This window comes from Defluviitalea phaphyphila, assembly GCF_001466305.1.
GTDB classification, from domain to species: Bacteria; Bacillota; Clostridia; order Lachnospirales; family Defluviitaleaceae; genus Defluviitalea_A; species Defluviitalea_A phaphyphila.
Window position 1 is genome coordinate 683 of sequence record NZ_JWID01000064.1, and the last position, 939, is coordinate 1,621.

1 protein-coding gene is annotated in these 939 nt (G+C 26.1%); it reads left to right on the forward strand.

What is annotated here, in order from left to right; genetic code table 11:
- Window positions 1-222 precede the first annotated feature (222 nt).
- Window positions 223-675 carry a YrhA family protein gene (locus OM90_RS12145; protein ID WP_058487112.1) on the forward strand — a complete coding sequence of 151 codons (453 nt, stop codon included), beginning with the start codon at window positions 223-225 and terminating at the stop codon, window positions 673-675.
- The last annotated feature ends 264 nt before the right edge of the window (window positions 676-939 follow it).

Sequence of the window (939 nt, forward strand, 5' to 3'; positions counted from 1 at the left end):
TTTTCCTGAAGAATAAAATTAAGATGACGTTATACAATATGTTTTAATTGATAATAAATATAATATAAAATTTTAATAGTACTAATTATTGTATAAATATTTGATAAAATAAAATTCCTTTCTGGCAGTAACTAAAACAACAAAGCGAGAAAGGAGTTTTTATTAAAATATTAAAATTTCCTTTAAAGACTAACAAAAACTAATTAGAAAGAAGTGGTTATTATGTGGAAAGAATTGTTGTTAGATATAAGAAAAATTGTAGAAGAAGATGGAGATTTTTTTAATAGCTCAGCATCAGAATATCAAATTGAGATTTTAAAAAAAACTGTCAAAAAAAAATTTGGGATTAATTTACCACAGAAGTATATAGATTTTTTAAGAACAGTTAATGGGTTTGAATTTAATGGATTTATTTTTTATGGAGTGGACAGCTCGTTAGAGGATATCTCAAATAACGATACAGTTTATGGATATGTGGAGAACAATGAAATCTGGTATCAAAATGAACACCAAAAACAATATATGTTTTTTGGTGAAAGTGATATTAGTTGGTATTGTTTTGACTTATTTAATCAAGTTTATGTTGAACTTGATAAACCATCAGGAGCGTTAATGGATACATATTCTGATTTTGATACCATGTTAGAAAAAGCACTTAAAGATAGTTTATTGTAAAATTTTAAATTATTAAATTCGTATCTTTGTCAATAGTTGGAGTGAGATTCTTTTAAATCTCACTCCATTATTGTATATTGAAAACCACCTGTTCTACAGGTGGTTCTAAAAAGCTTCTAGCGGTGAGCAGAAAAAAGAATCCTCCTAATGTAAAATTAAAGTTAGGTCTGACCAACCAACATTAAATTACAAAAGGAGGAATATCCAATTGGATATAAATAGTTTAGCACATACCAAATGGAATTGTAAATATCATATAGTTTT